The 7,594-nt window shown below is 36.5% G+C and carries 1 protein-coding gene and 1 pseudogene; both read left to right on the forward strand.

Annotation, left to right across the window (positions count from 1 at the left end; translation table 11 throughout):
* Nucleotides 1-254 precede the first annotated feature (254 nt).
* Complete coding sequence (locus H5092_RS20250) at nucleotides 255-2,279, forward strand: hypothetical protein (protein ID WP_182734847.1); 2,025 nt, start codon at nucleotides 255-257, stop codon at nucleotides 2,277-2,279.
* A 243-nt stretch (nucleotides 2,280-2,522) separates the two neighbouring features.
* Nucleotides 2,523-7,594: pseudogene (locus H5092_RS20255) on the forward strand (hypothetical protein); the annotation flags it as partial.

Consider the following 7,594-nt stretch of genomic DNA (forward strand, 5'->3'; position numbering starts at 1 on the left):
GGCTGACATTATTGTTAACGGTGTTGATGCTGGAACATTAAGCCGCAGCAGTATTATTTACAGTGGCGAGGGTTTAGGATTGCTAAGCACAACCATTCACTAAGCTGATATTTAAATAGGTAAAAACAGAAGCCACGGTGTTAATAGCACCGTGGCTTTTTTATGTAAAAAAGTTCAAAAAGAATCTAAGTCATGATGTTTTTTTGTGCAGCTGTGCTAATATTTTGTACCTCTTTTATTCATGGATGATTTATATGAAACTATTATTTAATTTAGCTGTTGTTACAGCATTTATTCCTTTTTTTACTCAGGCTAACTTTGCCGGAGCACCAAATAACGGTCTCGGGGCACGCTTAATTGACGATATAAACCAAGATGGTGTTGCTGACTACGCTAGCTACAATGTAGATAGCTTTTACCCTAAATATGAGGTTTTTTCGGGGGATGATGGTTCATTAATTAAAGAATTTGATGTACCCGATAATTTGTCATGGACCCAAGCTCATTGGCTTGATGATCGCAATAATGATGGCGTAAATGATTTGGGTTTTTTTGGTGAAGATCTTATAACTAACAAGTATATTTTTATTCTTAAAAATGGCAAAACGGGCGAAACGATTAAATCCTGGGTTTGGAATAAATCGTTGAGTAGTGCTGAATTTATTGAACTTACAGATGTTACCGGTGACGGCATAAGTGATTTTGGTATTTTTGGAGAACATCTTCAAAACGGTACGTTACAGCTGCAGATAAGAGATGGCAAATCTAGAAACTTAGTTAATACTTTTAAATGGCCTAATAATTGGAAAGATCCTAAAGTTGTGAGTTTAAGCGATGTAACAGGGGATGGTATTTCCGAAATTGGCGTATATGGTAAACATCTACGCCGCAATAATGGTCAGTTATTTGTTTTTGATGGTGTTAATCCAACTAATAAACTTGATGTATATAACTGGGTTAAAAATTGGGATGTTACTAATTTATATGTGTTAGATGATTTAAATGGAGACGGTACATTTGATTTAGGCCAATTTGGACGTCGATACGATGACAACCGTTATCAAATGGTAATTAAACACGGTAGCACTAAAATTGGTACGGTGCGTACATTAACTTGGAATACCAATATAAAGGTTAATACACCTTTAATGCTGAGTGACTTTACGGGTGATGGTGTTAAAGAGGTTGCTGTGGCTGGGATGGATTACAGTGACGCTAGATTTAAAGCGCTTATTAACGACGGGCGGTTACCAAATACAAGACTTAAAAATATTAGTTGGCCACAAGGTAAGTGGCATTTAGGCTCAGTGGTTATAGAGTTACATGACTTTGATGGTGATGGTGTTAAAGAAATTGGTTTAGTGGGGGCTGCTCGCACGTCCAACCGTATTACATTAAGTGTAAAAAGTATTGTAACGGGCAAGCAGCTTGATTTGTTTGAATGGGACCACCAGTGGCATGCTTATCATATTGAGTCAGTTGATGCCAATAAGGATGGTGTTTTAGATATAGCACTTATTGGAGTAAAACAGCATACAATAAACTCTAGAGTTTCGGTTATTGATGGCCAAAATCACGAAGTTATTTTTGATAAAATTTTAGATGACTCTTTAAGTACTTTAACTGAGTTTGTGAGTGCACAGACAAATGATGATTTTAGATATGTAACTTATTTTAACGATGCTTTACGTAGTGAAAAAGGGGCAGAGCAGCTCTTATTTGATGGAAGTAACATTAATAATGCAGGTAGTTTAGCTCCATACGAGGTTGAAAATAGTTTGCTGTCGGTTTTTTCTGGTGATGACAAAAAAGTTCATGACTTTCTCTATGTAGCAGATGATTTTGCTATCGCCACGGATGAGCAAGGTCAACTTTCTATGTATTCATCTATAAAGCCAAGCTCTAGCACCATATTAAATGTATGGGATGAATTAGATCTTATAGATAAGCAGTTTGATTTTTTAAGTTATGGAACTAACGGTAGCTCAAATTCTAATAAATTAATGGTAAACAGTGTTGGTTTTGTGGATGCAAATAATGCTGTGATCAATCTTGAAGGTCAGTTTTACTCGGCTCCATGGGATATAAATGAACTAGGCCAATTAGTTATTAAGCTATCACATAATTCAGAAACGGATGATTTAATTTATAGTGTTCTAGCGACTAATGATCAAATGTTTTACTTAGTTGATGCTAATAGAAGCAACAAGCCAAGTGTTATGAGTGGTAGCAATATAGTCACTGCAACGGTCTTTGGTTTATGGCTTATGAATCAATAGGAATGCCAATAAGCAGTTAGAAATATGTGTTTGAATATTTATTTAGTGCGGCTCAATAGTAAAAGTTAAGCCTTACTATCGCTAAGGTTTTGCTACTACAAAGTGATTTCTTTAATTAAGTTGGTTGCTTTAAATTATCAGGTTTACATTTTTTATACATTTCGTTGGTAAATCTTGTTTACTTTTTGTAAACTGTACTAATATTAATTTTTTATAAATCACCCTAATTAAAAGGACTTAGTTATGAAAATTGCTAAATTAGCAATTGGCGCGTTATTGTCTGCGCCCATTTCTTTGATTGCTTCCGAAACCTCCTCATATATTGATTTGCAACAACTAAAAAAAGTTAATGATGAATATAAAACCGTTAACTCTTTCACTGCAAATAAGCATATTTTATCGCGCTCGGCTTCAGTTAAAAGCTTGCAGGTAGTAAGTGCTAATAGCATAAATATCTCTAGTGGTGACTTTACAGTTGATGGTGTAGCAAATTCACAATTTACCATTCTTGAAAACGGTAATGAGGCCGCATTACCTTATTTTAGTTCTGCTTTTTATTTAAGTGAAAATAATACAGGGCGGGCTGGGTTTGACGGAAGCTCTCTTTTTTATGAGCATGACTTAAATTGGAATGTTGAAAATGGCATTTTAAATATCGTATCTCAAGCTAGAGCTGAAACTTTTAATGAATACCCGCCATTTGAAAATATTGCCAGAAAATACGGGCAGGAGCTTGCCGACCATTTAACTGCTATGGTTGATGCAGGAGATCTTACTACTCCTTTAACCTACACAGAACAGGTGAGTTTTGACGTTAATTTAAAAAAATTAGCCGCTGATAATGATCACATTGATATTAGAATGTATGGGGTAGATTACGCAGAGCTGGACGTTCCGGAAGAATGGAACTGGCCAGTTTCATCAATATCTTCGAGTCAATCTTTTGATCGAGAAAGTAAGCTTTACGACTCTCAGAGCAGCCTTTTAGAGCAGCAAACTCAAGCAGAGTTAGCAGGTAAATGGTTAGTTGGTTTACCCGGAAGTATTACTGACTATTTTTCACCAGAGGGTCTACCTGGTATTTATAGTGATAGATTGACGTTAAATGCGGATGGTTCTGTAACAGATGCTTTTTCGCAGAATGAATTTACTTGGTCTGCATCTAGTGGTGTGTTTAGCTTAGTAAGTGGCGATACGAGCTTTGAAATTACGCCATTTATTGAGGTAGAAAAAGGTTACTTAGCAAGCATTAAAGAATATAAAAATAACGTGTTTGTACGCACATTCAACTCACAAATGGCTAAGTTTGATAATTCCTATAATCAGTTTACAGATAGTTTAATAACCAAATATCCTTATGTATGGTCTGCTGGCATTAATTTATATTTTCAGGAACCAAGTAGTTCAATAGTTAACTTTGACAATTTGTTCGCTTATAAGTTTTTATCAGATGGGACATTTTACCGTGGTATTAGTCAAGATTATGAAAACAACGGTATGCTGCAATTTGGACAAAAATGGGAGTACAACATTAATGATAATGATGTTGTTACAAGTTATACAACAGATGATTATAAACGCGAACGCCATTGGGAAGTACTATCTGTAGATGGCAATGGTACAGCATTAGTCTTTGAATATTCATATATTGGTTATGACAATAATTTAGATGGTGTTGTAAGCGATGATGAAATACAACCATTTATACCTCCGCGCTTAAATTCTATGCTTAAAGTTGATTTAAGCACTTATGATGCATGGAATTATTTACCTGATTCTGACGATGATGGTTTAAAAGATATTAAAGAGGAAGAGTTAGGTACAGATATAAATAACTCAGATTCGGACTTTGATGGCTTAAATGATGGTGATGAAGTATTAAATGGTACTAACCCTTTAGATCAAGACAGCGATAATGACGGCTTTACTGATAGCTTTGAAATAGAACAAAGTAGTGATCCTCTTTCTGCAAATTCAACCCCAGGTTCAACCTCTCTCAGCTTTATTAATTCAGAAGTTAATAATCAGCGAGTGGCATTATTAAGTAACGTTAAAGAAGGCTGGATTCAAAAGTCAGGCTTGGCTATTGATTTTAATAGTAATGGCCAGGTTGTATTGGGTGAACAATGGCTTAGTTCTTACAGTAAAACTACGACGAGTTGGCAAATTGATGATGGTGTTATTACGATAAATGGTGGTGGTAACACGACATTAAGTGGTGGTTATTATTACTACCCATTTAACGATATTGAACAGCGTTTTGGTTATGACGTTGCACAGTGGCTTAGAGAACAAGTTGACGCGGGTGCTCTTACCCATGAGCAATTTTTAGAACAAAATTACCAGGTTATTGAACGCAAGTTAATTAAGCATTCACAAATAAACGATGAACTTAATGTAATTTCTGTTTTAAAAGCTAACAATTCTTTAATTATTCCTGAAGCTTGGGGTTATACGGGCAGTGTTAACATTAATGAGACAATTACAGAAGAAGTAGTGCAATGGGATAATGTTTTAACTAGCACACTTAGCTCTTCAAGCAGCGATGTTCAAGGTAAATGGTTAGCATTTTTAAATTACGATGTAACGTTTGGTGCTGCTCGCGGTTTAGGTACTCAATCGGGTATTTATGCAGATACGTTAGCTTTACAAAGTGGTGGTGGCGTTAGTACTGTAAATTCTAATAAAGTACTTAATTGGACGTTTTCAAATGGAATATTAACGCTTAATTCTGATAATGAAGAAATTATTGTTACGCCATTTAAGCAATTGGGAAAAACACACTTAGCATTTTATCAAGTATTTGATGGTGATAAGCTGAGTGAGGTATATATTGCGCCGCTTGCCAAATTTGATAATTCTTTTACACAAATTACCAATAACTTAGTTACTTCATTACCACAAATTCAATTTGCAGGGATTAATGCACATCTACCAGAGCAGTGGGATGGCGAACAGTTATATATTGAAAATATTTTTGGTTATCAATTTCGCAATGATGGAACATTACGCCGTGGTGTAAGTGGATATAGAGATTATAACAGTCAATCTACTAGCTTTGGCATGGGTCAAGAGTGGACTTATACCTTAAATGGTAATCGAATAATTATGAACTACAGTAATGATTATTCAGCACGTGAAAGAATATGGGATGTGGTATCAGTAGATGAAAACGGACGAGCTTTGGTTTACGAGCGCTCTCGCTTTGATTTAGATACAAATAATGATGGTGTTATTAGTGATGATGAGCGAGGTGCTTTTATTGCGCCTAGAGTTAACACGCTTGAAACCATAGATTTAAGTAACTGGGAAAGTGAGTGGGACGCATTACCAGATGGTGATGGCGATGGTTTAAATGACTACCAAGAAGATGATTTAGGTACAAGTAAAACGCAAAGCGACTCTGATTTTGATGGTTTATCTGATAGTGAGGAAGTGGCATTAGGGCTAAACCCTTTATCTATGGACTCTGATGGCGATGGTTTTACTGACGGCTTTGAAATTGAACAAGGCAGTGATGCATTAAATGCAGGCTCTACTCCTGGTTCAAGTACATTGCAATTTGATGCCGATGACCTCGAGGGTAAGCGTGTAGCAATGACTGATGCAGCTCAGGCTGGCTGGTTAGCCCATAGCGGTATTGCACTTAAATTTAACGATAATACAACAGGTAACATGGGAGAAGGTTGGTTAGATACCTACCTATCACTTCCATATACTTGGGAAGTTACCGACGGTCAAATACAGATAACTTATGAGCAAAATGATAGTTCAGCATTTATTTATAACGATTATCCATTTGATTTATTGAGAGAAAAATATGGTGATAATTTAGCTGATTGGCTAGTAGATAAAGCTAATAATAATGAGCTTGAATACAATATGCAGTTGGAAGAGCGCAGTGAAAGAGTAAGCTCTACCTTTACAATGTATGGTGAAAATAACGGCCAACAAGAAGTTATTTTATCTACTAAAACTAAAGTTACTTTAGTACTTCCTGGTGAATGGAATTACGAAGGAGAAATGCCATCTTACGAATATATAAGTGAATCAGTTCGTAATTGGGAAGCAAACCCTTCTAACTTATTTACAGGTTTTACAGAAAGTGACTTACAAGGTAAGTGGAACTTATTTTTACCACTTCAAGTAACTTACGGCCCAACAAGAAACTTTGGTACTGTAAATGGTATATATGCCGATGTGATGACGCTAAATAGTAGTGGCTTTGCAGAGTCTGAATATTTTGGTGGGCAGTATCAGTGGTCTGTTAACGATGAGAAACTTATTGTTACAAACACCGCTGAGCGCATTGAGATAATGCCATTTACACAAGTAGGTAATAAACTCTTAGGGTATTACGAGGTTTATCAGGCTGAAGGGTTAACTGAGGTATACATTGCACCGTTGGCTAAGTTTGATAACACATACGCTAAGTTAACTAATAACCTTACTACGCAATTACCCCAAATGCAGTTATCCAATATTAATGCCTATACGCCTTTTAATTGGGATAATAACACTTTAAATATTGAGGGTGTCTTCGGCTATCACTTTCGTGAAGATGGTACTTTACGTCGTGGCTTAGGTGGAGAAGTTGATTACGACACTGGCGCTACTAGCCTGTATATGGGCCAAGAGTGGACATATACGGTTAACGGCGATCGTATTACTATGTCGTACGCTGACGAGTGGGCTGAACGCGAAAGGGTTTGGGATGTTATATCTGTAGACGCTAACGGGCGTGCTTTAGTATTTGAGCGCTCAACATATGATTATGATATGAATAACGACGGTGTGATTACTGAAGATGAGCGAGGTGTATTTATTGCACCGCGAATGAATTCGGTCGAATTATTTGATCTCAGTAGTTATAGCGAGTGGGCTGATTTAGCTGACTCGGATAACGACGGACTAAATGATTACCAAGAAAGTGATTTAGGTACCGATATTTATAATGCTGATAGTGATTTTGATGGTATATCAGACTTTGACGAATTTGATAATGGATTGAATCCACTTGATACAACTGACGCAGCAGCGGATGCTGATAACGACGGCGTATCAAACAGTGATGAGCTATTATTCGGCACTGATATTAATAATGCTGATACAGATGGTGATGGTGTATCTGATGGGGATGAAATACAGTTAGGTTTAAACCCGCTTGACCCTAATGATATAGCCAATGCGCCTTCTGATTTAGTGAAATTTACAGACTACAATGGTGATGGTGTTATTGATTGGCTTAAGCATTCTGTAGTGGGTGATGCCGTATGGTTAACTGTATTAGATGGCCGCGACTTCTCAGCCTTTAG

The organism is Pseudoalteromonas sp. SR41-7 (assembly GCF_014163935.1).
Lineage (GTDB): Bacteria > Pseudomonadota > Gammaproteobacteria > Enterobacterales > Alteromonadaceae > Pseudoalteromonas > Pseudoalteromonas distincta.